Annotated in this window: 21 protein-coding genes and 1 pseudogene; 13 read left to right on the top strand and 9 right to left on the bottom strand. The window is 60.4% G+C overall.

Features of this window, described 5'->3' with window-relative positions:
• Positions 1 to 17: 17 nt before the first annotated feature.
• Positions 18 to 155 (bottom strand): hypothetical protein, encoded by a 138-nt coding sequence (locus ACAD63_RS13725; protein ID WP_434032842.1) that lies wholly within the window; start codon positions 153 to 155, stop codon positions 18 to 20.
• A gap of 215 nt (positions 156 to 370) precedes the next feature.
• Here ACAD63_RS13725 and galU point away from each other — a divergent pair, with 215 nt between their 5' ends.
• Both galU and ACAD63_RS13715 read left to right on the top strand, forming a co-directional pair.
• The gene (gene galU, locus ACAD63_RS13720; protein ID WP_135706563.1) at positions 371 to 1312 is read left to right on the top strand and encodes a UTP--glucose-1-phosphate uridylyltransferase GalU; all 942 of its coding nucleotides are present in this window, start codon (positions 371 to 373) and stop codon (positions 1310 to 1312) included.
• A gap of 51 nt (positions 1313 to 1363) precedes the next feature.
• Positions 1364 to 1645 (top strand): annotated as a pseudogene (locus ACAD63_RS13715) (hypothetical protein); the annotation flags it as partial.
• A gap of 42 nt (positions 1646 to 1687) precedes the next feature.
• On the opposite strand, the gene purF reads toward ACAD63_RS13715, so the two are convergent.
• From purF to ACAD63_RS13685, 6 genes are all read right to left on the bottom strand, one after another.
• Positions 1688 to 3145 (bottom strand): amidophosphoribosyltransferase, encoded by a 1458-nt coding sequence (gene purF / locus ACAD63_RS13710; RefSeq protein ID WP_135707092.1) that lies wholly within the window; start codon positions 3143 to 3145, stop codon positions 1688 to 1690.
• A gap of 225 nt (positions 3146 to 3370) precedes the next feature.
• Positions 3371 to 3634 (bottom strand): hypothetical protein, encoded by a 264-nt coding sequence (locus ACAD63_RS13705; RefSeq protein ID WP_135706564.1) that lies wholly within the window; start codon positions 3632 to 3634, stop codon positions 3371 to 3373.
• A 282-nt stretch (positions 3635 to 3916) separates the two neighbouring features.
• The gene (cynS, locus tag ACAD63_RS13700) at positions 3917 to 4387 is read right to left on the bottom strand and encodes a cyanase (RefSeq protein ID WP_434032841.1); all 471 of its coding nucleotides are present in this window, start codon (positions 4385 to 4387) and stop codon (positions 3917 to 3919) included.
• A 99-nt stretch (positions 4388 to 4486) separates the two neighbouring features.
• Positions 4487 to 4717: a DUF2798 domain-containing protein gene (locus tag ACAD63_RS13695; protein ID WP_133096742.1), complete on the bottom strand. Its 231-nt coding sequence runs from the start codon at positions 4715 to 4717 to the stop codon at positions 4487 to 4489.
• Between the two features lie 87 nt (positions 4718 to 4804).
• Entirely contained in the window at positions 4805 to 5530 is a 726-nt protein-coding gene (locus tag ACAD63_RS13690) for a cysteine hydrolase (RefSeq protein ID WP_434032840.1), read from the bottom strand.
• Between the two features lie 151 nt (positions 5531 to 5681).
• The gene (locus ACAD63_RS13685; protein ID WP_434032839.1) at positions 5682 to 5882 is read right to left on the bottom strand and encodes a hypothetical protein; all 201 of its coding nucleotides are present in this window, start codon (positions 5880 to 5882) and stop codon (positions 5682 to 5684) included.
• A 361-nt stretch (positions 5883 to 6243) separates the two neighbouring features.
• On the opposite strand from ACAD63_RS13685, the gene ACAD63_RS13680 reads away from it, so the two are divergent.
• From ACAD63_RS13680 to ACAD63_RS13635, 10 genes are all read left to right on the top strand, one after another.
• Complete coding sequence (locus ACAD63_RS13680; protein ID WP_434032838.1) at positions 6244 to 6834, top strand: TetR family transcriptional regulator C-terminal domain-containing protein; 591 nt, start codon at positions 6244 to 6246, stop codon at positions 6832 to 6834.
• Positions 6835 to 7229: 395 nt separating this feature from the next.
• Positions 7230 to 8165 carry a helix-turn-helix domain-containing protein gene (locus ACAD63_RS13675; RefSeq protein ID WP_434032837.1) on the top strand — a complete coding sequence of 312 codons (936 nt, stop codon included), beginning with the start codon at positions 7230 to 7232 and terminating at the stop codon, positions 8163 to 8165.
• Between the two features lie 242 nt (positions 8166 to 8407).
• A complete protein-coding gene (locus ACAD63_RS13670; protein WP_135706569.1) occupies positions 8408 to 9550 on the top strand; it encodes a VOC family protein in 1143 nt (380 codons plus the stop codon).
• 46 nt (positions 9551 to 9596) lie between these two features.
• Positions 9597 to 10553, top strand: a complete 957-nt coding sequence (locus ACAD63_RS13665) for a fumarylacetoacetate hydrolase family protein (RefSeq protein WP_135706570.1) — start codon at positions 9597 to 9599, stop codon at positions 10551 to 10553.
• The gene (locus ACAD63_RS13660) at positions 10550 to 11590 is read left to right on the top strand and encodes an alcohol dehydrogenase catalytic domain-containing protein (protein WP_135706571.1); all 1041 of its coding nucleotides are present in this window, start codon (positions 10550 to 10552) and stop codon (positions 11588 to 11590) included. The genes ACAD63_RS13665 and ACAD63_RS13660 overlap by 4 nt, the downstream gene beginning before the upstream one ends.
• A 29-nt stretch (positions 11591 to 11619) precedes the next feature.
• A complete protein-coding gene (locus ACAD63_RS13655) occupies positions 11620 to 13551 on the top strand; it encodes an acyl-CoA synthetase (RefSeq protein WP_434032836.1) in 1932 nt (643 codons plus the stop codon).
• A 19-nt stretch (positions 13552 to 13570) separates the two neighbouring features.
• On the top strand, positions 13571 to 16570 hold the full coding sequence (locus ACAD63_RS13650) for a molybdopterin-dependent oxidoreductase (protein WP_434032835.1): 3000 nt from the start codon (positions 13571 to 13573) through the stop codon (positions 16568 to 16570).
• On the top strand, positions 16563 to 17465 hold the full coding sequence (locus ACAD63_RS13645) for a 4Fe-4S dicluster domain-containing protein (RefSeq protein WP_434032834.1): 903 nt from the start codon (positions 16563 to 16565) through the stop codon (positions 17463 to 17465). The genes ACAD63_RS13650 and ACAD63_RS13645 overlap by 8 nt, the downstream gene beginning before the upstream one ends.
• 187 nt (positions 17466 to 17652) lie before the next feature.
• The gene (locus tag ACAD63_RS13640; protein WP_133093156.1) at positions 17653 to 18825 is read left to right on the top strand and encodes a porin; all 1173 of its coding nucleotides are present in this window, start codon (positions 17653 to 17655) and stop codon (positions 18823 to 18825) included.
• A 151-nt stretch (positions 18826 to 18976) separates the two neighbouring features.
• Positions 18977 to 19237 carry a hypothetical protein gene (locus ACAD63_RS13635; protein WP_434032833.1) on the top strand — a complete coding sequence of 87 codons (261 nt, stop codon included), beginning with the start codon at positions 18977 to 18979 and terminating at the stop codon, positions 19235 to 19237.
• A 183-nt stretch (positions 19238 to 19420) separates the two neighbouring features.
• Here the strand turns inward: ACAD63_RS13635 and nhaA are convergent, their stop codons facing one another.
• Positions 19421 to 20836 carry a Na+/H+ antiporter NhaA gene (gene nhaA / locus ACAD63_RS13630; RefSeq protein ID WP_434032832.1) on the bottom strand — a complete coding sequence of 472 codons (1416 nt, stop codon included), beginning with the start codon at positions 20834 to 20836 and terminating at the stop codon, positions 19421 to 19423.
• 249 nt (positions 20837 to 21085) lie between these two features.
• Between nhaA and ACAD63_RS13625 the strand changes: the two genes are divergently transcribed.
• Positions 21086 to 21865 carry a slipin family protein gene (locus ACAD63_RS13625; RefSeq protein WP_434032831.1) on the top strand — a complete coding sequence of 260 codons (780 nt, stop codon included), beginning with the start codon at positions 21086 to 21088 and terminating at the stop codon, positions 21863 to 21865.
• A gap of 122 nt (positions 21866 to 21987) precedes the next feature.
• Here ACAD63_RS13625 and ACAD63_RS13620 read toward each other — a convergent pair whose 3' ends face one another.
• Complete coding sequence (locus tag ACAD63_RS13620) at positions 21988 to 23673, bottom strand: PHA/PHB synthase family protein (protein WP_434033992.1); 1686 nt, start codon at positions 23671 to 23673, stop codon at positions 21988 to 21990.
• Positions 23674 to 24320: the final 647 nt, after the last annotated feature.

Genomic DNA, 24320 nt, shown 5'->3' with positions numbered 1-24320 from the left:
CTGCGGCGATTCACGGTTCATGGGTCCGACAGGGTGTGCCGCGGCATCGCCCTGAACAGCACCACGCCCGTGTCGTCGATGCCGGTGGCCAGGACCTGGCAGAACGCATCGCGGTCGTAGCGCGTGGGAAGCCTTTTTTTGCTCGCGACCGTCATTTGCACCGGAGCCGCCCGGTGCCGGTACCGCAAGCTTAACCGCCCGATGCCGGCACAATCCGCCAAAAACCAGCGCCATGCCGACGGTGGGCTTCACCGTGGCCGCGCACGGCAATGCACATCCATGTCGGAATATGGCGAACTGTTGGCAGGCCGGAAACCGGCCCAGGGAATACGCTGCATTCACCAATAACCAACATACGTCGGGGTAGGCCATGCTCAAGGTCAAGAAAGCAGTATTTCCGGTAGCGGGTCTCGGCACGCGTTTCCTGCCGGCCACCAAGGCCAGCCCGAAGGAAATGCTGCCGGTGGTGGACAAGCCTTTGATCCAGTATGCGGTGGAGGAGGCGGTTGCCGCCGGCATCACCGAACTGATCTTCGTGACCGGCCGCAGCAAGCGCGCGATCGAGGATCACTTCGACAAGTCCTACGAGGTCGAGGCCGAACTGGTGGCGCGCGGCAAGCAGCAACTGCTCGATCTGGTCCGCAGCATCAAGCCCAGCCATGTCGACTGCTTCTACGTGCGGCAGTCCGAGCCCCTCGGGCTCGGCCATGCGGTGCGCTGCGCGAGCAAGCTGGTGGGCGACGAACCATTCGCCGTGATCCTGGCCGACGACCTGCTTGACGCGCCCACGCCGGTGCTCAAGCAGATGATCCAGGTGTTCGACCACTACCACAGCTCGGTGATCGGGGTAGAGGAGATCGCGCCGGAGAACTCGCGCTCTTATGGCGTGGTCGACGGCAAGCCCTGGGACAGCAGGGTTTTCAAGATGTCCGGTATCGTCGAGAAGCCGGCGCCGGAAGCGGCGCCATCCAACCTCGGCGTGGTAGGGCGCTATGTGCTGATGCCGCGCATCTTCGACTACCTGCATGCGCTCAAGCCGGGCGTTGGCGGCGAGCTGCAGCTCACCGACGCGATCCAGGCGCTGCTGACCGACGAGCAGGCGCTCGCCTATCGCTACCATGGGCGCCGCTTCGACTGCGGCAGCAAGCTCGGCTACCTGATGGCCACGGTCGAGTTAGGGCTGCGCCACGCCGAGGTCGGCGCGCCGTTCGAGCAATACCTGCGCGCCGAGTACGCGGCGTTTGGTGGCATGCCGTCGCGCGCGGAAAGCGCGGCGCCGGAGGACAGCGAGCGCCTCCCCATGGTTGCTTAGGGATGGTGTTCAAGTGCGGCACGTGTCGCCGTCCGCCGCACGTCAAGCGGCATGGTGTTTTTCCTACGCGTGACGCTGCTCGAGTTGACCGATTCGCTGCTCTATCAAATCGGAAGTCGCGTTTCCGATCTGGTTCGGCACGCTTACAACAAGACCACAACGAAACAGGGTCGCTCTGCAGTTGAATACCGACAACAACTGGTTGCGATCAAAGCGCTCGTTCGTGACAATACGCGCCCGGCGGAAACCCGACTTGCAGAGTTTGAAGCACTGCTTGGGGAACTACAGGACAAGCCCCTCGCGCCAGTTGCCTCGCTGACAAAGCTGATGACTGCGATGGTGGCGCTGGACCAGCATCCGGCGCTGGAGAGAGAGCTAGCATCGCCGCAGCTCACCTAGCTTCTCCAGGTATTGGGGCGTAACGTCGCCCGTTACGTATCGGCCATCAAAACATGACGTCTCGAGCCCTCTGAGGGCCGGATTAAGATCGGTTACCGATCTTTGCATGTCCATGATGTCCTGATACACCAAACCATCCACGCCGAGGATGGTGCTAACCTGGTCGATATCGCGGCCGCTTGCAATCAGTTCCTTTCGCAAGGGCATATCGATTCCGTAAACGTTTGGGTGACGGATTGGGGCTGCCGCAGAGGCAAGGTAGACTCGATTGGCGCCCGCAGCGCGTGCCATGTTGACGATTTCACGGCTGGTAGTCCCACGAACGATTGAATCATCAACGATGAGAACGTTCTTCCCCTTGAACTCTACGCCCATGGCGTTAAGCTTTTGGCGTACGGATTTTTGGCGCATTTGTTGGCCAGGCATGATAAAAGTGCGACCTATGTAACTGCTCTTTACCAGCCCCTCGCGATAAGGAAGGTTTAGGCTGGCTGCAAGCTGCATGGCTGCGGGACGGGACGAATCGGGAACTGGCATTACCACATCAATGTCGGCCGAGCGGAAATTCGACGCGACCGATCTGGCAAGGTATTCGCCCATCCGCATCCGTGCGGCATACACTGACACTCCCTCAATCACCGAGTCCGGCCGAGCGAAATAGACATATTCGAATACACATGGAAGGTTGCGCGCACTTGATGCACATTGCTTGTAAGACAATTTCCCTGCGTGGTCAATGAATATACCTTCGCCGGGCGCTACGTCGCGCATCAAGGTGAACCCGCTCGCTTCCAGGGCTGCGGATTCTGAAGCGACCATCCATTCCCTCGTCGGCCCGAATTCACGGTAACCAATGCACAGGGGACGGATACCGTTAGGGTCGCGAAATGCGAGCAACCCCTGATCGGCGATACTCGCAACTACGGCGTACGCTCCACGCACGCGACGATGGACGCCGGAGACTGCGCGGAATACGGCGTCGCTATCAATACCTGTGCCACAGGTCACATCCTGTAACTCGCTCGCGAGGACGTTCAACAGGACCTCTGAGTCAGACCGGGTATTGACGTGTCGGTGATTGAGCGACTGAAGTTCGGCGCGCAACTGCGTCGTATTGGTTAGGTTGCCGTTGTGCGATAGCGTAATGCCGAAAGGGGCGTTTACATAAAACGGCTGGGACTCTTCGTCGCTCGCAGCTGAACCTGCCGTTGGATATCGTGTATGGCCTATTCCGCTGTGCCCGTAGAGTGAGCGCATGTCGCGGGTACGAAACACATCGCGTACAAGTCCCTTCGCTTTGTGCAAATAAAACTGACTTCCCCGCGAAGTCGCAATGCCAGCGGCATCTTGCCCACGATGTTGTAGTAACAGGAGTGTGTCATACAACAACTGATTGACTGGTCCTGCCCCGACGATTCCTACAATTCCGCACATCATGCCTCCGCGCTCTTGCGGCTTGGTCGAACAAACTATTCCTAGCACCCGCCCCGAACGCTAGCGGCGCTGTGATTCCACACCGCACACTGCTCAATGTGAACCGTGCCGGTTTTTCCGGAGGCTCCCACTCTTCAGTGAGAATGGAGCCTATGAAGAAGACGTCAAACGAGCTTACATGTTGTGCTTGACCGCGGCCTGGCGAGTCATCCGACCGTTTTCGAATCATCCAACTTTCGTGAGCATTTCCCCGGTGTGAGGGACGAGAAACAGATCTCTGTCGATCAACTCGACAAGTTCTCCGCTGGACAGGCGCCAATTTTTTGCGCCTGGATAGACGCGCAGGCCTCTAGGTGTCATCACTGACGTGAAGTAGCGACACTCAAGCACAAAAACGCATCGGTCGTCGTCGCCAGCGCAAGTCAGTCGCTGTACCACCTTGTTGCCGTGGCGTGGGCCGGCCAGGGGATGCAGCAGCTTGATAGCCATGTCGGGAAACTCGTGATAGTAAGAAATCCGAGGCAACTGGACGGCTTGATCCATAGGCGTCTTGAGCGCATGCCTCGAGTAGCGCTGGCTGCATTGCCATAGATGCCGAAGTGCACGCGCAATGACGGTTTACGGTCAGTTTTCGATGCAAATCCTGGGTCCAGATTCGCTGCAAATCAACAGCTGGAAGCACTGGTCACTCGCTGTCCGGTGGTTTCGTCTGCGGCTGCCGCCGCCAGGCTGCGCGCGTCATCCGACAAGGGGTCGCGTCACATTAAGACATTAGAACGGCTTGGTCGGCAGGTACTTGCCATCGAGGGTGATCACCGCGCGGTGGCCGCCCTCGGGGTCGTCCACCTTCTTGATGTCGAGCTTGAAGTTGATGGCGCTGATGATGCCGTCGCCGAACTGCTCGTGAACCAGGGCCTTGAGCGTCGAGCCGTAGATCTGCACGATCTCGTAGAAGCGGTAGATGGTCGGGTCAGTCGGCACGCCGCCAGGAATGCTGCCGCGCACAGGAATGGTCTGCAACTGGCGCACGGCATCTTCGCCCAGGTCCAGCTTGTCGGCGACGATCTTTGCCGCGGGGGAGGGTAGCGGATGCTGGCCGAGCAGGGCGGCCGTGACAAATGCCAGGCTCAGTCCGGTGCCTTCGTTGATCTGCTCGAATGTGAGCCCCTTGCGGATCTTGGCGTCGATGATGTCATCGCTCAGGGCTTGACGGGAGGATGGGCTGAATTGGGATTGGGTCATGCTGACTCCTTGAGAGGATGGAACGTGGGGTGAGGCATTCAGGCGCGCCGATCGACTCCCGCCTGCGTGGGTTTGCGGATGCTTTGAATTTGCTATGACCTAAGGGTGGTTTGTCATGCGATCGACCAGGCGGCGAATGATGGGCGTGGCCGACACGACAACGGGCAGCATGGTCAGCCAGGAAACGCTCCAGGACCTTAGCCAGTGCTGAAAGAACTGGCCTTCGTCTGCAAATGGAATGCTTGCGATGGCAGCAGCGATGGAGCAGGTCAGTCCGGCTTGGATAACGCCATATGCGAAATAGCTGTAGCGCGAAGGAATCTTAGGCATGTGAGTCGCCCCTATGCATTCTTTGAACCGTTCATGCACCCTGCCATTGCCGCGCCAGGGGCTGTCGCCCCTGGCGCGTGACAGGCGCTACGCGGCGGCCCCAACCTTTCCTGCCAACCGCTGCACGGTTTCGTTGGTATCCCACAGCGCGTTTGCGATAAAGCGGAAGTTGACCAGTGCCGCGTGATACCCGTCCCCTTCGGGTAGCTTCGGCCCTGCTACAGCGTCGCGCACGACAGCAACTTCGAAACCTTGCTCCAGCAGATCGCGCAGATGGGATTCGACGCACAGATTGGCGGCCATGCCCGCAAGGATCACCTGATCGACGCGCTGCTTGCGCAACTGCAGGACAAGGTCGTTGGCCTGCGGGCCGTACAGCTTGTGCGTGGAGCAGATGATGGTCTTGCCATCCTCGATGTACGGCTTGAGCTCCGGCATGAAGTCCGCGCCCGACTCACGGAATCCGTCCAGGTTCAGCGCGCCCGGACGGTCGAACATGCCGATGGCATGCTGGAACATTTCGGCGGGGCCCTGCACTTTCCATGTGTGATCATGGGGAAAGTAATAGTGGGGAGAGATGGCGACCGTGATACCGGCCTGTTTTGCGGCCTCGAACAGACGGACCAGGTTGGGCACGAGGTTCTGCTCCGTCACGCTTTCTCCGACCACGCCCCAGCTGCGGCCTGCGGGGCTCATGAAGTCGATCTGCGGGTCAATCACGACGAGCGCGGTGCGTGGCAGGTCCAGCGTAATGGTGGACTTCGGCAGAGCCGGATCAACGGGATCTGCATACTGGGTGGGGAAATTGGACATGCAAAGTACCTCTTAATGGTGAGCCCCGTGGGCGTCGTTTCAACTAAGGATGAATGTCAACAGATCCGCGTTGAGCCTGTCGTTATTTTATAAACGACCAGTCGTCTATTTAAAACCATAAAAAAATTTCAGTACAACAACCGCTTGAGCGTCACTTTGCAAAATCGTCGGCAAACTTCGCCATCCGAACGGCTCTGGAGCGCACTCTGGCGCGCCGGGAATCTGGGGCGGTCCTGCGCAGCAAGATCGAGCGCAACGCTTCGCCGCTGACATTGGACAATTCGCGCGAAAAGTCGCCACCGCGAGACCCGAACTCTTGCCCCGCGCGGTCCGCCAGCAGCAACTCGAACAACTTTTCAATTCTGGCCAACGGCTTGAGTTGGCGGGTCTTGGCACGTCTCGGTGAATCGTGAGCAGTGAATAAATAATAGACGACTGGTTGGCTATTGTCAAATCTTCATCGCGCGGTCTCACTGAACTGGCACGCGCAAGTCGGGGACAACTGATGTCGTCGCGCTGTGCAATCACGATGAAGCGTATGGATGGGCAGGCACCGTGAATTGATAGATCGTGCCGGGCACGTTCGCGCTCGCCCACAGTCGACCGCCGTGTGCTTCGCAGATGGACAAGCATAGACGATCGTCATCGTATGCTTGACAAATAGCCAACCAGTCGTCTATTGTTCTCTCCACTGCTCACCAACCATCGCGAACATGCCAAGACCCGCTAACCCCGAGATCCGTAGCCGGCTGCTTATCGACGGTGGTCGTGTGATTCACAGCGCCGGTTTCAACGGGTCCGGCGTGCAGGACATCGTCGCTGCCGCCGATGTCCCCAAGGGCTCCTTCTACAGCTATTTCGACAGCAAGGAAGCCTTTGCCGCTGAAGTGCTCGAAGCCTATTGGGAGTCCATTGAACAACGCCACGGCAAAGTGATGTATGACGCGCGCATCCCGCCGTTGGCTAGGATCGAAAAATTATTCGAACTGCTGGTGGCCGACCACGCAGCACAAAATTTTAGGATCGGATGCCTTGTAGGCAACCTTTCCCTCGAATTGTCTAATACCAGCGATGGAGTCCGAAAGGCCCTGGAGCGCATTCTGGCGCGCTGGGAGGGCATGATCACGCCTTGTCTTGACGAGGCCAGGACGCGCCGGGAACTGCCGGCGGACAGTGATTCCGCGCAGCTCGCGTCCGTCATCATCGAGGCCTGGGAAGGGGCGGTCCTGCGCAGCAAGGTTGAGTGTAATGGCGACGCCTGCCGCCGGTTCCAGCAAGTCACGTTAAAGCGATTGCTGTACTGATTTTTTTCATATTTAAATAGCCGACTGGTCACATATAATTCTCACCATGTCTGTAGCTGCCCGAGGCCTTGCCGCTAGCCTTTGCGGTATTCGCCCTTTCTGCCGACGCTGCTGCCGCAGCAGGTCCGGGCACGCCGGAAGCCACCAGCGTGCTGGCTGCGGCCGCGCCGCCGAGCAGCAGCGTCACCGATCAATTGCGCAGCTCGGCTAGAGTTGCTGGCAGGGATCCTGTCAGGACAAGAAGGACACGCTCGGCATGCCTGCGCCTCGCATGCCCGCGCCTGTCGATGTGAGCGATTGCCGTCAAGAAAGTCTCGCAAAATGAATGCGGAGTCGGAAACCGTCGGCGACAGGCAAACGGGCTACGGGAGTTGCGAACGATTGCTTCGCATGAGGTGCTGGATTCCCTGCGGCACTGCTTCGACGCAGAAGTGCCGGACGAGCCCGAGGTTGAGGCGCTCGTGGCTCTCTGCCAGAGCGCAGGTCTTGCCGTCGAACTGTCCCGTGGACTGCGTAACCGTAGCAACGAACTATTGGCAGCCATTGACGCTGATTTTCCGAATCGCGTGCCATTGCCACAAGTGGCGGACAGACTTTGCTTGTCGGAAAGCCGGCTCTCGCATTTGTTCGTCGATGAAATTGGCATTCCGCTGCGGACATATCAGCTATGGCAGCGCTACCGGTTCGCATTTTCACGGCTTTCAGACCGGACCACGCTGACCCACCTTGCAAGCGATACCGGATTCGCTGATGCGGCCCACCTGACGAGAACCTTTGTCGGATATTCGCCCGGCACGCTGTACAGGATGACCTCGCCATGGTTCGGCCGCACCAATGTCCTGCAGGAAAAGCTTGACGCGCTTTGCCGGGGCAAGACCTTCGGCGACCTGCGCGGCCGAAGCCGCGGGCTGCATCTGCTGGTAACCGCGACCGACCTTACCACCGGAGCGGCGTTCGAGTTCACCCCCGAGCAGTTTGCCCTGATCTGCTCAGACCTGAGCAGCGTGCCCCTGTCATTCGCGGTCGCCGCGTCGTCATCGGTTCCGATTCTGCTCAGTCCGGTGACGCTGCGCAACTATGCCGGTGCCTGTCCCCGGGCGGCCCAACTCGCGGATACGGTACGCAGCGACCGCAATCTGCAGGCAAGGATGCTGCATGCCAATGCCCAAACCATCTCGATGCTGAGAACAGGCCATACCTGCATCTTGTGGACGGAGGCTTGGTGGACAACCTCGGCGTGCGTGGCCTGCTGGACCGTACTGCTGCGCGCGGCTCGCTCGACGCGAGTTTCGGAAATCTTCCGGCTGGCTCAGTACACAAGATCGTACTGATCAGCGTGAATTCAGAACGGGACACCGCCGAGCGCATTGACCGTAGCGACCGGGTGCCCGTGACGCCCCAGGTGCTGGATTCTCTGATTTTCGGCGCCGGCTCCCGCGCAACCGGTGAAACGGTACCGGCTGCGACATCTGGATCTGTATTTTCATATTGACTTATAGGTCAGGATGACCATAATCTCATCAAAAGATCGGGCGTCGCTGCAGAGCGTGCCCGGCCACTTCAAGGAGACGACATGACCCGCCAGCCTCGCAGCGTGCTGCGCACGCCGCCAGCATTTCCAGAAAGTGCACTGCCTTCCTCGGTCCAGAAACTCCAGCGGCCAGAAGCCCTGGTGAAAGCCCAGGCGCTTGCTTTTCTCATCTTTGAAAAACATGACTTGCGTGCTGCAGAGACCTTCCTGACGGATTTCGGCATGTGTAGCGTGTCGCGCACGGACAAGCAGTTGCTGATGCGCGGCGCGGGGCCGCAACCATGCCTGCTGTCGATACGGAAGGGTCAGCGCTCACGTTATGTCGGCGCCGCGTTTGCCGTTCGCAGCGAGGCGGACCTGGTTCGCCTCGAAGCCGAGGCGAATGCCCGCCGACTTCCGCCGGACGCCGTTCCCGGAGGCGGAACCGGCGTCGAACTGACCGACCCGGCCGGCAACCTGCTGTGGCTTGTCACTGGGCAGGCGCCGCTCGATCGGCTCCCATTGCGCGCACCGACACACGTTCTCACCAATGATCCAGGCCAGCTCCGCAGGGTGAACGCTATGGTGCGGCCGCCGCTGGAGCCTGCGGCCGTGGTGAAGCTCGGCCACGTCGTTCTGCAGACCGTTGACTTTGCTGGCATGGCCCGCTGGTACATGCGGCATCTCGGCCTGATCCCGACCGATGTTCAGTATCTCGAGGACGGGTCTCCGAACCTCTGCTTCTTCCGCCTGGATCTGGGAAGCACGCCCGCGGACCATCACTCCTTCGTGCTCGCGGGAGGCATTGAGGAAAAGTATGAGCACAGTGCGTACGAGGTGCTCGACCTTGATGCGCTCGGACAGGGCCACAACGTGCTGCGTGCGAACGGCCACCGGCATATGTGGGGCATCGGACGGCACGTCCTCGGAAGCCAACTCTTCGATTACTGGTTCGATCCGGACGGCATGGAGTTCGAGCACTACACCGACGGCGATGTTTTCACCGCGGACCATGAAACGCATTACGTCCCCCTCGACATGGCCGGCATCTGGGCCTGGGGCGATGACGTGCCGGCAAGCATGGGCGTCAAGCGCAATTTCGACACGGTGCTCCGTGTGGCTGGATTGCTGCGGACCGGTCGGCTGTCCCTGGAGCGCCTGAAGTTGCTTGGCCGCGCCATGAGCCCTGCCAGACCCTGGCTGTGAATGCTCTATTGCAGGCGCTGCAGAACCAACACATCAAGGAGAACAAATGGCTGTCAAGGTCGTCCGATATATCCACGCCGGCGAGTCACACTGGGGTGTGGTCCACGACCGCCTTATCGCACCATTGCGCTGCGATGGCGCCAGTACTGCGGACTTCGTTACCAATGGCCTGGAAGCCGCCTGGCGCAGCACCGCGGGCGAGGCAACACTTGCGCTTGATGGCGTCACGCTGCTGCCGCCAGTCACGCCAGACCGCCAGTTCCTGTGCCAGGGCATTAACTACGCCAGTCATGTACGCGAATCTGGCATGGACCCCGAAAAGATTGGCTTCAACACGCTGTTCACCAAGGCTCCATCCTGTCTTGCCGCGGCTGATGCCGACGTGGTGCGGCCGGGGCATGTGCACCTGCTCGACTACGAGATCGAGCTTGGTCTGGTTGTCCGCAAACCCCTGACGGACGCACTGCGTGTCGGGCCGGACCAGCTTCACGAGTTTCTGGCAGGTGTAACGATTGTCAATGACGTTTCCGCACGCGACGTCCAGTTGCCACAGGCTCAGTTCTACAAAGGAAAAAGCTATCGCAGCTTTGGCCCCGTGGGTCCCTTCCTGGTACTGCTGAACGCAGAAGAGTGGGCACGCTGGCCTGAACTGCGCATGCGGCTCCATGTGAACGGGCAGCCACGACAGGACACGTACTGCGGCGACATGATCTTCAAACCGCACCAGACGCTGACCGAGTTGTCGGCCCTGCATGATCTGCAGCCAGGCGACCTCATCGCTACCGGCACGCCAGCAGGCTGCGCAGCCCGAGCGCCGGGAAAGCTCGCGATGTGGATGTTCCGCCACGTACTGTCCGAGCGTACGAAGTGGCAACTTTTCATCAAGAAGGGCCGCTCGAACCCCGCCTATCTGCAGCCGGGCGACATCATGACCGCTTCGATACGCACTGACGATGGGGCAATCGAGCTGGGTGAGCAGCGCAATCGCGTGGTGTCGGCATGAACATCCCATACGGCGAACCAACTGCCGCGGTGGCCGCGATCGACGGATTTGGCGAGGACTTCGCGCTCGAGGTTCGTCCAATGCCTTACCGGAAACCGCGCAAAGGCGAGATCGTGGTGAAGGTCGAGGCAGCGGCGGTGAATCCTATCGATGTGCGCCGACGCAGCGGCTATGGCAGGAGAATCTTCTCGTTATTGGGAGCAACGCGCCTGCCCCTCGTTCTCGGCAATGATTTCGCCGGGACTGTTTGTGCCGTGGGGGCTGGCGTGACAGGCCTGCGTGAAGGCGACGCTGTGTTCGGGGCCAAGCCGCCGTCAAGCGAAGGGACGCATGCCACGCACGTAATCGTCCGGCCTGACCACGTTGCGCACAGCCCTTCGTCGATTCCCGCTGACGCCCTTGCCACGTTGCCCTACAACTTCCAAACCGTGGCCAGAGCATTCGCGGATGCTGGCATTTCGCGTGATACCGTGAACGGACGGGCCGTACTTGTGTATGGGGCGACTGGCGGCCTCGGACAAATTGCTGTCAGGTTGCTCCGCCTGCTGGGAGCCAATGTCACTGCGGTCGGCTCAAAGAACGGGCTCCAGGCCTGTTTGGATGCTGGTGCCACCGAAGTGGTTGACCGCCATGCGCAATCGCTCGCCAGTTTGCCGCGGCACTTTGCCGCCACGCTGAACTTCGCCAACTGGGACGACGAAGCAGAGCTGCTGCACCTGCTCTCGTCTGACGCGGTGGGCCATGCAACAACGGTCCATCCGTTGCTTGGCAACTTCGACAGGCTGGGCCTCGTCGCGGGCGGCGTTGCTTCGCTGGCTGGCAAACGGGCCAAACACGCCCTGGTTCCGCATGGCGCACGGTATGGGTGGACGACGTTCCGCTCGAACAAGGCTGTATTGAAATCGCTTGCCACATGCGCAACGTCCCTTCGCCCGATTTGCGTAAAGACCTTCCCGCTTTCGCACGTTGAGCAGGCATACCAGCACGTCACCCGGCGCGAGCCCGGGCGCGCCGTCCTGCTGCCACAGCAATCCTGACAAAACAGCCATCAATCAAGGAGACAAGCATGCCCGATACGACAGTGGGCGGCGGGACCTTGTCCGGCGAAATCCGGACCCAGGCCGATATCGACGCCTTTGAGCGCACACCGTGGGAAGACAAGGTTCCCGCGCAAAACACATACGAACTCCTGTGCCGGGCCTGCGATCGCTATGCAGAACGGACAGCGCTTCGTTTCGTGATGAACGGCGAGCCGGATGCGCAAGAGTTTGCTGTCGACTACGCCACACTCAAGGCGCGCGTGACGCAGGCGGCCAATGCCTTCCACCGTAGTGGCATTGCCCCGGGCACTGCCGTGAGCCTGCTGCTTCCGAACCTGCCGCAGACGCATTTCGCCTTGCTTGGCGCGCAGGCCGCGGGTATTGCCAGCCCCATCAACCCCATGCTCGAGGTGGATCATATTGTAGCCATCGTCGAGGAAACCGGGGCCCGGGCGCTGGTCGCCTGCGCACCGATGGAAGACAGCACGCTATGGGATAAGGCGGTCGCGGTGGTTGACCGCTGCCTTGCGGTGCAGACCCTATTTGTCGTCAGCGCCAGGCCTTACGTTGGCGACGACGAGCGCAAACGCCTGGAAGCGGCCTTCCAGTTTGCGTCGCGGCCGGCTCGCGTGGAAGTGAAGGTGGTCAGCTTCGAAGACGCGTTGGCTGCGGAGCCTTCAGACATGCTGGTATCCAAGCGACGCATTTTGCCGGGCGACATCTGTTCGTACTTCCACACCGGTGGCACCACCGGCCTGCCGAAGGTCGCCACGCACGCGCATCTCAATGAGGCGTTCGTCGCCGTCATGCTGGGCGTTCTCAGCCCGTCTCCCAACACAATCCTGTGCGGTCTCCCGCTGTTCCATGTGAACGGCGCGATGGTCACCGGCCTGGCCGCCTTCCATAGTGGCTGGGAGGTCGTCATGCTGACCGCGGCCGGCTATCGCGGTCACGGCGTGATGCCGAATTTCTGGAAGCTGGTCGAACGATTCAAGGCGGACAGCTTCAGTGGTGTGCCAACAATCTATAGCGCGCTCGCCGACCTGCCTCGCGATGGTGCCGATATTTCCTCGCTTCGTTTCGCATTCTGCGGTGCGGCGCCGCTGCCGGCCGAAGTGGCAAGGCGATTTGAAGCGGCCGCCGGCATCCCGTTGTACGAGGGTTACGGGATGACTGAAGGCGCCTGCGTTTCGGCCCTGAATCCGCCTCTGGGCGAGCGCCGCCTTGGCAGCGTTGGGTTGCGCCTGCCTCACCAGGCCATCGGAGTCTGGAAGACTGGTCGCGCGGGCCTTGCCACTGAGCCGGCCGCTCCGGGCGAAACGGGTGTTATCGGTATTCATGGCCCCAATGTGTTCCCCGGCTACTTGCGGGAGCACGATAACCGCGACATCTGGCTAAAGCCTGGCTGGCTCAACACTGGCGACCTCGGTTATCTGGACAAGGATGGCTACCTGCACCTGACGGGCCGTGCCAAGGAACTGATCATTCGAGGCGGCCACAATATCGATCCGGCAATGATCGAAGAAGCGCTCCTTCAGCATCCGGCCGTGGCGATGGTTGCAGCCGTCAGCCAGCCGGATGTGCACGCCGGTGAATTGCCTGTTGCCTATGTCACGCTCAAGCCGGGGCACCTTCTCACGGCCGACGAATTGCTGGCCGCGGCACGCACGCTAGTACCGGAGCGCGCCGCTGTACCTGCACGCATCGAAGTTCTGCAAACGCTGCCGCTGACTCCCATTGGCAAAGTGGCACGCGCGGAGTTGCGCATGCGCGCCGTCGAGGAAGTCTTCCGCGAACAACTGGAGCAGGCCGGTGTACCCGCCAGCGTACGTGTCGGGCCGGATATCAGGCGGGGTACCGTCGCATTCGTTCAATGCGCCGCTGCCGACGCAGCACGGGTGCGGGATCTCCTGGCAGGTCGGTTTCCATACCCGCTCGACTTCACTCATCCGGCGTGACCCGAGGCTCGATCTAGCGATGAAAAGGATTGTCCTTCGAACCATCTTGTTCGCCTTGCCAAGGGTTCTGAACCTGACCGCGTGGAAGCACGCGGACTTCCGCCGGCGCCTGAAACAGAAGAACTGTACCGCCTTCATTGGGCTGCTCGACGGCAGCATTGGGATCACCGTCGAAATCAAGGGTGGGAAGGTGCGGTCGCGGAATGCGAAGAGCGCCGACGCCGACGCCAGCCTGCTGTTCAGGGACTTGCCGACGGCCCTGAAATTCCTGATGCCCAACCCGGATCAGGGCGATATTATCCATGCCGCGAAGAACTTCAAGGTCATCACGAAGGGGCCAGACCCCGTGGTGGTCTGGTTCATGCAAACGCTGAACCTCAGCCAGACTGTGGGCGTCGAGATGGGTACGCCAATGGCCGATGGCATGCGCCGCTTTGCCACCTGCACGAATGGGGGGCCGCTGTTCGTCTACGTAAAAGCGGGACGCATCGTGCGCGTGACACCCATCGAGTTCGACGCCGACGATGCGCAGGGCTGGGAGATCCAGGCGCGCGGGAGAACCTTTCGACCGCAGCGCCGCGCGCTGGTGGCGCCTCACGCCATGACGCTGAAGTCCGTCGTCTATTCGGACAAGCGCATTCTTCATCCGATGAAGCGCGTTGATTACGATCCCGATGGCGATCGCAATCCGCAGAACCGAGGGAAATCGGATTACGTGCGCATCTCCTGGGATGAGGCCCTGGACATTGTGGCCAAAGAGATCAACCGGCAGAAACGCGTCCACGGTCCCGGTGCCATCACGTTTCCGATGTCGTCCCACCATCAGTGGGGCAACGTCGGCTATTACCTCAGCGCCTTGACGCGCTTCGCCAATTTGATCGGTTTCACCCGGGTCGCCGCCAATCCCGACAGTTGGGAGGGCTGGTACTGGGGGGCGATGCATCATTTTGGCAATTCCATGCGGATCGGCGTCCCGGCGGGCTATGGCGGAATCGAGGATTGCCTCAAGGAAGCAGACTTGATTGTGTTCTGGTCCTCCGATCCCGAAAGCACCAATGGTGCCTATGCCGGTTTCGAAGGCACGCAACGGCGCCTGTGGGCCAAGGAACTCGGCATCGAGTTCATACACATCGACCCGCACAACAATCCGACGGCTCAATTGCTCGGCGGCCGTTGGATTCCGATTCGGCCGCAAACCGACGCCGCGCTGGCAACCGCAATCATGTACGTATGGGCAGTCGAAGGGCTGTACGACAAAGATTACGTCGCGGCCCGCACGACGGGCTTCGAAGAGTGGAAGGCCTATCTACTCGGGCAAACCGACGGCATCCCAAAGACGCCGGAGTGGCAAGAAGCCGAAACGGGAGTGCCCGCCCGGGACGTGCGCGCACTCGCGCGAAAGTGGGGCAGCAGGAAGGTCTATCTGGCGGCGGGCATGACGGGCGCGGGGTTCGGCGGCGCGGGCCGCGGCGCGACCGGCCAACAGTGGGCACGCTGCATGATCATGATGATGGCGATGCAGGGCTGGGGCAAGCCGGGGGTCAATTTCGGATGCCTTCAGCTCGGCACGCCAGTGGACCTCCATTTCTACTTCCCGGGATACGCGGATGGCGGGATTTCCGGTGACCTGATGTGGACCGGCAATGCCGTCAGCAACTATCAGCGGATGCCGCACATCCTGACGATGAACCCCGTCAAGCAAATGGTTCCGCGGCAACAGCTTCCCGACGCGATCATCAACGGGCACGCCAGTGGCTATCTCTGGGACGGCATTTCGCAGGAGGCGCAGTTCGCGCCGTTCACCTATCCGATGCCGGGCTATTCGCCGATTCACATGATCTACCGGTATGGAGGCTCGGCATTCAGCACCGTCACCAAGTCCGGACGATGGATCGATGCCTATCGTCACCCCAGCATTGAGTTTGTCGTCAATCAGTCGATCTGGATGGAGGGCGAAGCCCAGTTCGCGGACATCATTCTTCCGGCCTGCAGCTCGCTGGAGCGCTGGGACATTGGCGAATGGTCGAATTCGGGGGGATACGCGCATCATGGGATTGCCGGCGTCAATCATCGTGTCGTAACGCTGCAGCACAAGTGCATTGAGCCACTCGGTGAGTCGCGTTCCGACTACGACATATTCACCGCAATTCTGGAGCGGCTGGGTCTCGGCGCCTTGTTTACCGAGGGCGGCTCGGAACTTGACTGGGTCAAGCGCGTTTTCGATGGCTCCGATCTGGCGAACCACATTTCGTGGAAAGAGTTCTGCCGCAAGGGTTACTACGTTGTCCCGCCTGAACGGCCGGATTTCCGCCAGCCGGTGGATATGCGGTGGTTCGCGGAGGGCCGCCAGAAGGACGTCCCCGAGCCGCACCCGCTGCCAAGCCAATTTGCGGAGGCATTCGGCAAGGGCGTGCAAACGCCCAGTGGCAAGATTGAGTTCGTTCCCGAAATCCTCAAGCGCCACACGGCAGACAATCCCGATCGGCCCGCGCTCAATCGCTACATCCGCTCGTGGGAAGGTCTTGGGACCGCCACGCTGGTGGGCAAGTATCCGATACAAATGATCGCCACGCACTCGCGCTATAGCTTCCACACGTCGAGCGATGGCAAGAACAGCGCAGTGAACCACGTGCGAGACCACCGTGCCGATATCGCAGGCCATGACTTCTGGCTGCTGCGCATCAATCCCGTCGATGCGAATGAACGCGGGATCGCGCACCGCGACCTGGTCAAGGTCTATAACGACCGCGGGGCGGTGATCTGTGCGGCAGATATTTCGCCGTTGATGGTTCCCGGCGTGGTGAAGTCGCATGAGGCCAGTGCCGAATTCCAGATGGTGGAAATCGGAGGCGAAACCGTCGAAATCGGCGGCTGCATGAACATTCTTACGCCGGACCGGCCTCAGACGCGGGGTACCAGCAGCATGAGCCCCAATTCATGTCTGGTGCAGATTGAAAGATGGCATGGTGCCGAGGAATTCAAGCGCAGCCGCGCCGAGAAAGGTATCGCTCATGAGTAAGTGGAATCTCATCATCAACGTCGGCCGTTGCGAGAATTGCTACAACTGCGTCATTGCCGAGAGGGACGAACACGTCGGAAACGACTTTCCCGGGTATTCGGCACCTGCGTCAGTGTCCGGCGAAAGCACAATCCGCATTCTGCGCCGCGTCGAGGGTCAGGCACCAATGGTCGAAACGACCTACCTGCCGGTCATGTGCAACCACTGCGACAACGCGCCATGCATGAAGGTCGGTGGTGACGCGATCAGGAAGCGCAAGGACGGCATCGTCATCATCGACCCTATCAAAGCCAAGGGCCGCAAGGACATTGCCCGTTCCTGCCCCTACAAGGCCATTGTCTGGAACGAGGAGCTCCAGGTCCCTCAGACCTGGATCTTCGATGCCCATCTGCTCGACAGCGGCTGGCAGCGCCCGCGCTGCCAGCAAGCATGCCCAACCGATGTTTTCGAGGCGGTGAAGCTTGACGACAACGCCATGGCACAGAAGGCACTCACTGAGGGATTGAAAGTACTGCTGCCTAAGCTGGGCGCGAGGCCGCGAGTCTATTACCGCGGGCTGGAGCGCTGGGAAGCGTGCTTCATCGGCGGCAGCGTCAGCGTTGAGGTATCTGGCAACGTCGATTGCGTTGCGGGCGCCCAAGTGTCGCTTTATCAGGAAGACAAGAAGATTGCCGTTACAGAAAGCGACGATTTTGGCGACTTCCGTTTTGGCGGCCTGCCTGGAAAAAGCGGCGCCTATCGCGTTGAAATCCATCACAGCGCGGGAAAGGCGCACAGGGACTGCGAACTCCTCGAAAGCGTTTATCTCGGCGGAATCATGCTCGTCCCTACTCATCGGACGCGGAGAAGCGCCCCCACTGAATGCGTCACGCAGAAGAGCGGACACCACGGCTGATATAGACGCGCCCGTCACGGAAGCAGCGGGAGTGGGTGAATGCCTGGGCACAACAGCGACGACGCGCGCCCAGCAGTCGCCTTCGTGCGTTTCGATGGTATGTGGCTGACCGCTGTGGCGGGCCTCGCCAGCTCTCTTTCCACGTGCCTTCCTTACCACCGCTACAACAACGAGGAGACATAGCAGCATGAAAGAGCGCCTTCTTACCTGTGCAGCCGTCGGATTTTTTTCCGGCGCAGCCTACGCACAGTCCAGTGTTACGCTGTACGGAGTCGTTGACACTAATCTCGAATACGTCAATAGAGTTGGATCCGTTCCATTACCCACGAATCTCTATAATCCCGGGGCAGGGCACAGCGTCACCCGAGTGAATAGCGGTGGTGTTGCGGGATCCCGCTGGGGCTTGCGTGGAGAGGAGGACCTTGGCGCGGGCATGAAGTCGCTATTCGTACTGGAAAGCGGCATTCAGGCCGATACAGGGGCCTTGGAATTGAACAACACACTGTTTGACCGACAGGCGTTCGTTGGTTTGCGCAGCGACAAGTTTGGCCAACTGACGTTCGGGCGGCAGTACACCTCACTCTTTCTCGGGCTGGCCAATTTCATGCCTGCGGCCTACTCGGTTCAGTATGAGCCGATCGGTGTGATAGCCGGTGCGAATTTCCGCGAGAACAATACCATCCAGTACGCCGCTGCAGTCGGGCCGGTAACCGCCATTGCGCATTGGTCCTTTGGTGTGGGCATTACTTTGCCGCCTACCAGTCCATTCGCTCAGCAAGTCATGGTCGGAGGCAATGGCGAGGTGCCGGGGCGGGCCAGAACTGATACAGGGTATGGTGCAGCACTGATCTATACGCCCGGCGCATTCGGCTTTACCATCGACTACGATCAGTACAACCCGTCGATCGCACAAGGCAGCGGTACCAATCGGCGGGTAGCGGTCGCCGCGAGCTATACGTTCGATGGCAAGGCCAAGGTCATGGGTGGGTATCGTTGGGGACAAAACAAGGATCAGAATAGCCTGACAGTCCTGCGCGATGACTATTACTGGTTAGGGGCGAATTATCAATTGACTCCAGCCGTAGAGCTGACGGTTGAGTATGATTACCAGAATGTCCGGAATCTGTACGGAAACGCTACGGTGGCGAACCCCTGGCAACTGCTCTTCATGGCGAAATATAGTCTGAGTAAGAGGACAGATTTGTATGTGTCCACTGCCTATACGCGGAACGCCGGATTGATGCTCGAATCGGCGGCGTCTGGCTATGGCGCGAGCCTTTTACTCAATAATACTTACGCGCCTGCGAACGGGCAGACGTCCATGATCGGCGTTGCCGCAGGTGTTCGCCATATCTTTTAATACCGCTCAGCAGTAGAGGCCGGCGATTCCGGCCACCGACTACAACGCCTATCCGTGTCTCAATCGATTCTTTTGCTGCAGTGGACCATGCAGTAGGCAGTGTGGTCGATCCCTTTCGAAGGTTTCGGTCCTGCGCAATCTTGCCGCAGAGATGACCAATCTCCGACACAACATCCGCGCCCTTCAGGACGATCTGATCGCGTTCAAAGACATCAAGAAGCTGAAGCTCGGGCTGAAATCCTTCAAGCTCGAACCGCGAGTGCCGGACTTCGATCTCATGCCTTTCCAGCGGCGCCTTTACCACCTCGCGGTTGGGGCCAACACTTGTTGCGCAGTAGCCTGCCTCGGCACCCTCAACGTCCGTCCCTACGCAGCGAGAACGGCTGATTTCCTATACAAATCAGTGGGTTGACGGAGATGTGTCGGATACTTCACGAATAGCGGTCAACCCTCGGATTTGACTGACGCCGCGCTGCAGGCCGACCGGCCGAGCGCGACGCGGCGCGGGCCGAGACCGCGGGCGCGCGGGAGGAGGTGGCCGCGATCTCGGCACAGCTGGTCGAGGCGCGCGCGAGTTCATCAGCATTTGCTCTTTTCAGTTTGTGGAACTGGCAGCAGACGCACCGGCGCTATCCTCGGGGACCAATTTCAAGCGTCTTGCGTAGAAGAAACCCCAAGTCAGCCCAATGGTGGCAGCCATCGCGGATGCCAGGAGCACACCAAGCTTGGCGGCGCTAAGGAGGTTTGCCTCCTCAAAGGCAAGCGTGGCGATGAAGATAGACATCGTGAAACCAATGCCGGCCAGCAGGCCAACCAACCATACACCGCGCCACGTCACGTTGGGCGGCAACTGGCACCAGCCCAAGCGCACCGCCAGCCAGCTGACCGACACGATGCCGAGAGGCTTGCCTGCGACCAGAGCAACAACAACGCCAAGCATCGCGCCTAGTGAGCCGCCATTCGTGAGATCGACGCCATCAACGCTCACCCCCGCATTTGCCAGGGCAAAGAGCGGCATAACAATGTAGGCAACCCAGGGGTGAAGCGCTATCTGTACGCGCGTCACGGGCGGCAGCAGCTCCCGCTGTGCCTGACGGAGTTGCTTAAGCGGTGCCGCGACATGTTCCGGCTGCGGTGCTGGGGCGGTCGCGCGTGCGCGCAGCTCGTTGAGCGCACGCATGGCCATATCCAGCGGCCACTCTCGGGTGCGACCGGGCAGTACCGGCGTCATCATGCCGAGCACCACGCCAGCGAGCGTCGGGTGGGCGCCGGTTTTCAGCATTCCCAGCCACAGAACGGCACCAGGTATAACGTACGCGTAGGCAGTCCCGACGCCAATCCATTGCAGTCCGAGAACCATCAGAATCCCTGCGCCAGCAACGATAAGCCCACCATAGTCCAGCCCGCCCGAGAAGGCGACCGCGATGATCAGGACGGCGACAATGTCGTCGATAATCGCAAGCGCGAGCAGGAACACCCGGACGTTGCCGGGAATGGACTTGCCGAGTAGCGCGAGCACGCCGACGGCAAAGGCAATGTCGGTGGCGGTCGGCACCGCCCAACCCTGGCGCTGGGGCATCTCTGCATTCATCGCGAGATAGATCAACGCGGGAACAAGCACGCCACCGAGCGCCGCTGCCATTGGCAGGGCCGAAAGTCGCACGTTCGCCAGCGCCCCCTCATGGATCTCGCGCCGAATTTCCATTCCCACGACGAGGAAGAAGATCGTCATGAGTGCGTCGTTGATCCAGAAATGCAAGGGCTGCGACACGACGAGGCTGCCCACGCCGAACGAGATCGGCGTGTGCCACAGAGCGTGGTAACTATCGCCGGCTAATGAATTCGCCCATAGCAGCGCGATCCCGGCAGCGGCCAGCAGGACAATGCCGCTGACGGCTTCGATATGGAGAAAGTGCTCGAGCGCCGAGAAGGCCTTTTCAGCCAAGACCTGCGCGCGCGGCAACGGCTGCTGTGGTGGGGGAGGTGGAGGTGGAGGTGGGAGTCGGTCCACGGTCGTAGCGAATCAGCGTTGGCGGCCCGACCAACGCATCGACCTGTCTCACTGCGACGCCGCAGTGCCGACACCCTGCGGCGATTGTACAGAGAGATTCAAGTGGGATACAAGCGCTTATACTGCCTAGTCAGCGAGCGCCCGAACAGACGTTGGGTGTCGCTTCGCCTACACTGAAAGTGTTGCCACATTGGCGTGGGTCCTGCCATTCGCGTGTAATAGGAATCAGTCAACAAGGGAGCCCAGATCATGGTGTCCGAGATCGCGGCCGCCGGCGTCTTTTTCCTGGTCGCGGTGGTCATCATCTCCGCCTTCCGCGTCTTGCGCGAGTACGAGCGCGGTGTCGTATTTATGCTGGGGCGCTTCTGGAAGGCCAAGGGGCCGGGTCTTGTGCTGGTTCTGCCGGCAATCCAGCAGATGGTGCGGGTCGACCTTCGTACGGTGGTGATGGACGTGCCAGCGCAGGATCTGATTTCGCATGACAACGTCTCGGTAAAGGTTAATGCCGTGGTGTACTTTCGCGTGGTGGATCCCGAGCGTGCCATCATCCAAGTTGCGAACTTCCGCGAAGCCACAAGCCAGCTTGCGCAGACCACTCTCCGATCGATATTGGGCAAGCATGAGCTTGATGAGATGCTGGCCGAGCGAGAAAGGCTCAATCTCGACCTTCAGGCTGTACTTGATCTCCAGACCGATGCCTGGGGTATCAAGATCTCAAGCGTGGAAATCAAGCGCGTTGATCTCGATGAATCCATGGTGCGTGCCATTGCCCGACAAGCCGAAGCCGAGCGCGAGCGGCGAGCGAAGGTCATTCACGCGGAAGGCGAGATGCAAGCCTCGCTCAAGCTGCTGGCGGCATCGCAGATACTAGCAAAGGAGCCGGCCGCGATGCAGCTGCGGCTCATGCAGACCCTGACGCAGATCGCGGGCGACCGGGAGTCCACCATCGTCTTCCCGCTTCCGATCGACGTTCTCAACGGCCCGTCACCTGAGCGGGTGGAGCAGGCCGCATGCAGGAAGGGAACATAGAATCTGAAGATCAAGTCCCGCAGTTCGGGAGATCACCATACTCACGGCATTCCTCCCTTACAGCAGTTATTGTTGCGCTCAGAGGGCCGTTTTCCTTGTGCTCACAATCGGAGATGCGCAGTTCAACGTTGATGAACATACGTCCCAGGGGCATCAGCCAGAATCGGTAAGCCGCGCCCAGGCGCCCCCATTGCCGGTGGCGGGACGCGCTGGCGCGACGACCGGGCTTCCAGCCACTCGACCCATGCCGGCCACCAGGAGCCTTCGCGGAGTTCGGCACGCTCGAGCCACCGGTCTGCGTGAAGGCACGGGTCTTCCGCCTTCTTGTGCGCGAGCCAGTAGCGCCGTCCCGGATGCCCGGGTTCGCTGACGATACCGGCGTTGTGACCGCCGCTGGTCAACACAAACGTGACGTCGGTGTCACTCAAGTAGTGGATCTTGTAGACCGACGGCCATGGCGCGATGTGATCCCATTCTGTGCCGACCGCGAAAATCGGCGCCCGGATGTTCTGGATTGCAACCGGATGTTCGTCTACCACATACCTGCCGGCGGCAAGGTCGCCGTTTAGGAAGAGCGACCTCAGATACTCCGAATGCATGCGGTAGGGAAGGCGGGTCGCGTCCGCGTTCCAGGCAATGAGGGCGTTCATCGGGGGCGGCTCACCCATTAGGTAATGGCGAAGCATGCGCGACCAGATGAGGTCGTTCGAGCGCAGTAGCTGGAAGGCCCCCGCCATATGGAAGGCCGGAAGGTATCCCCGTTGCCACATCAGGCCCTCCAGTGACTCGACCTGGCTGTGATCGATGAAAAGTTCGAGTTCTCCCGGCTCGCTGAAATCGGTCTGGGCGGCGAGCAGTGTCACAGAGGCGAGCCGCTCGTCCTCCACATGCGCCATGGCCGCCGCGGCAATCGACAACAGCGTGCCCCCGAGGCAGTAGCCGATTGCATGGATCTTGCTTTTCGGCACGATGGGGCCAATGGCCCCGAGTGCCGCCATGACGCCGAGGCGGCGATAGTCATCCAAGCCGAGATTGCGATCAACGGCAGTGACGTTGCGCCAGGAGATGCAGAAAACCGTGAACCCTTTGCCAACGAGGTAGCGGATCAGCGAGTTTTCCGGCGACAGATCAAGAATGTAGAACTTCATGATCCAGGCCGGAACGATCAGTAGTGGCTCCGCGTGGACACTCTCGGTCGACGGCGTGTACTGGATGAGTTCGATCAGGTGATTCCGGTAGACGACCTTGCCCGGCGTGATCGCGACGTCTTCGCCAACCCGGAAGTTCTCGGTCCCGGCGGGTGGCTCGCTGTTCAGGTTCCGACTGAGGTCCTCAATGAAACACTGGATTCCGTCGACGAAGCTCCGCCCCCCGGTCTGCAGAGACCGATTAATCACTTCCGGATTGGTAAAGATGCAATTCGACGGGGAAAAGACATCCAGCACTTGCCGCGTGGAGAACGAGACGACATTCTCGTGGTGCGGCGAGACCCCGGGCACATCATGTGTGGCGGTGTGCCACCATTGCTGCGTAAGGAGAAATGCTTGATACCAGAGCACGAATGGCAGTTCTTGCCAGGCTTCGGCACGAAACCGCGTGTCGCCCGGAAGTGGCTCGATGCAGTTGGATGTCTTATTCTCAGTCAGTGCCCGGCGGACGGCATATGCTGCCAATCGGCCCAACTTCTTCCACGCCTTGTTGACAAGCTCCGCTTGTTTTCCCGGAGAACGGGAAAGATGAACCAGCCAATCGGAATAGGCAAGCCACAACGCAGTTGGTGAGATGCCGCCCGTCGCATTCGCTGCCATGGCGGCAGCAACCCGGTCGATGGCGCGAAACAGCTCGAACCCACCCGGCTCGTCGAGATGCGTGGCAAGCGCGTTCAGAGCCGCCGGCCTCGAATCGGATCCCTGAGGGCGGCTGAGTTCCGGGCCCGTCCTCCCCACTGCCTGTGCATTCTTCATCGGGCACCTCCCAACAAAGGTATGAGTGCAGCTTAGGAACAACGCATGGTGTCTGGAAAGGACTGTTTCGCGAATCCAGCGCCCACCAGCATTCTTGCTGGGGATCAAGGGCGATGCGGGTACGTAAGCTAATGTAGTTAAAAACGATCGGCCAGCACCCTCGCCCGACGGAGGGAATCCATGGATATAGGCAGGCAGCGCCCACATCAAGCCCTGTTCACCCCGCCCGCCCTATGGAGCGGATGGATTCACTCCACGGGTTTGGGCGACGTTTATGTCTCCGACTGGGTGAATGCCAGGGACATTCAACGGACAGCGGGAGATTTGCATCTGGACGATGTTGTGCTGACATTGCAGCATTTCATGGTGGGGCTGAAGCCTGCGGAGCTGGACGTGCTCGCAGTCTGCCAGGCGACTGTACCAGCCCTTGCCGCGGCGGCGCGCCTGGTTGGGGCAGGCTATCCTGAGCCGCGCTCATTGGTGTTGCTAGG

Source organism: Cupriavidus sp. a3, from assembly GCF_051015765.1.
GTDB lineage: Bacteria > Pseudomonadota > Gammaproteobacteria > Burkholderiales > Burkholderiaceae > Cupriavidus > Cupriavidus oxalaticus_A.
The sequence above is the reverse complement of the archived record's forward strand: the minus strand, read 5'-3'. Positions and strand labels throughout refer to the sequence as shown.

Bases quoted from the DNA above. Each gene is read 5' to 3' on its own strand.
- ACAD63_RS13695 (WP_133096742.1), bottom strand. From the start codon at position 4,717: ATGCCTAAGATTCCTTCGCGCTACAGCTATTTCGCATATGGCGTTATC.
- ACAD63_RS13620 (WP_434033992.1), bottom strand. From the start codon at position 23,673: ATGGCAGCGAATGCGACGGGCGGCATCTCACCAACTGCGTTGTGGCTT.
- ACAD63_RS13650 (WP_434032835.1), top strand. From the start codon at position 13,571: ATGAAAAGGATTGTCCTTCGAACCATCTTGTTCGCCTTGCCAAGGGTT.
- ACAD63_RS13670 (WP_135706569.1), top strand. From the start codon at position 8,408: ATGACCCGCCAGCCTCGCAGCGTGCTGCGCACGCCGCCAGCATTTCCA.
- ACAD63_RS13655 (WP_434032836.1), top strand. From the start codon at position 11,620: ATGCCCGATACGACAGTGGGCGGCGGGACCTTGTCCGGCGAAATCCGG.
- ACAD63_RS13645 (WP_434032834.1), top strand. From the start codon at position 16,563: ATGAGTAAGTGGAATCTCATCATCAACGTCGGCCGTTGCGAGAATTGC.
- ACAD63_RS13635 (WP_434032833.1), top strand. From the start codon at position 18,977: ATGACCAATCTCCGACACAACATCCGCGCCCTTCAGGACGATCTGATC.
- ACAD63_RS13725 (WP_434032842.1), bottom strand. From the start codon at position 155: ATGACGGTCGCGAGCAAAAAAAGGCTTCCCACGCGCTACGACCGCGAT.
- ACAD63_RS13665 (WP_135706570.1), top strand. From the start codon at position 9,597: ATGGCTGTCAAGGTCGTCCGATATATCCACGCCGGCGAGTCACACTGG.
- ACAD63_RS13705 (WP_135706564.1), bottom strand. From the start codon at position 3,634: ATGGCTATCAAGCTGCTGCATCCCCTGGCCGGCCCACGCCACGGCAAC.
- ACAD63_RS13640 (WP_133093156.1), top strand. From the start codon at position 17,653: ATGAAAGAGCGCCTTCTTACCTGTGCAGCCGTCGGATTTTTTTCCGGC.
- ACAD63_RS13680 (WP_434032838.1), top strand. From the start codon at position 6,244: ATGCCAAGACCCGCTAACCCCGAGATCCGTAGCCGGCTGCTTATCGAC.
- purF (WP_135707092.1), bottom strand. From the start codon at position 3,145: ATGTGCGGAATTGTAGGAATCGTCGGGGCAGGACCAGTCAATCAGTTG.
- ACAD63_RS13625 (WP_434032831.1), top strand. From the start codon at position 21,086: ATGGTGTCCGAGATCGCGGCCGCCGGCGTCTTTTTCCTGGTCGCGGTG.
- ACAD63_RS13690 (WP_434032840.1), bottom strand. From the start codon at position 5,530: ATGTCCAATTTCCCCACCCAGTATGCAGATCCCGTTGATCCGGCTCTG.
- cynS (WP_434032841.1), bottom strand. From the start codon at position 4,387: ATGACCCAATCCCAATTCAGCCCATCCTCCCGTCAAGCCCTGAGCGAT.
- galU (WP_135706563.1), top strand. From the start codon at position 371: ATGCTCAAGGTCAAGAAAGCAGTATTTCCGGTAGCGGGTCTCGGCACG.
- ACAD63_RS13660 (WP_135706571.1), top strand. From the start codon at position 10,550: ATGAACATCCCATACGGCGAACCAACTGCCGCGGTGGCCGCGATCGAC.